The sequence below is a fragment of the Streptomyces chlorus genome (assembly GCF_042655885.1).
Lineage (GTDB): Bacteria > Actinomycetota > Actinomycetes > Streptomycetales > Streptomycetaceae > Streptomyces > Streptomyces chlorus.
This window is the reverse complement of sequence record NZ_JBHSOA010000083.1, coordinates 6,717-7,038: the sequence shown is the minus strand read 5'-3', so window position 1 is coordinate 7,038 and position 322 is coordinate 6,717. Positions and strand designations below refer to the sequence as shown.

Below are 322 nucleotides of genomic sequence, written 5' to 3'. Positions count from 1 at the left end.
GGCGGGTGGGTCAGCTTGTGGTGGGGCGGGTGGGTCGGCCTGTGGTGGGGCGGGTGGGTCGGCCTGTGGTGAGGCGGGTGGGTCCGGTGCCGGTGATGAGGGCGGTGAGGCCCTGGTCGATGTGGTGGCCGAGGTACCAGTCGCCGGTGTGGTCGAGGGCGTAGACGCGGCCTTCGATGTCGATGGCGACGAGGGTGTGGGTGTCGGGGTCGGTGCCGATGGGGCAGACGTCGGTGTCGAGGGCGCGGCCGAGGTCGCCGAGGGTGCGGGCCATGTGGAGGCCGTGGAGGGGGTCGAGGTGGAGGGTGGCGGGGGCGAGTTG

1 protein-coding gene is annotated in these 322 nt (G+C 73.3%); it reads right to left on the bottom strand.

What is annotated here, in order from left to right; genetic code table 11:
- Positions 1-10: 10 nt before the first annotated feature.
- A partial coding sequence (locus ACFPZI_RS30490; protein ID WP_381369823.1) for an SUKH-3 domain-containing protein occupies positions 11-322 on the bottom strand: 312 nt, incomplete at its 5' end.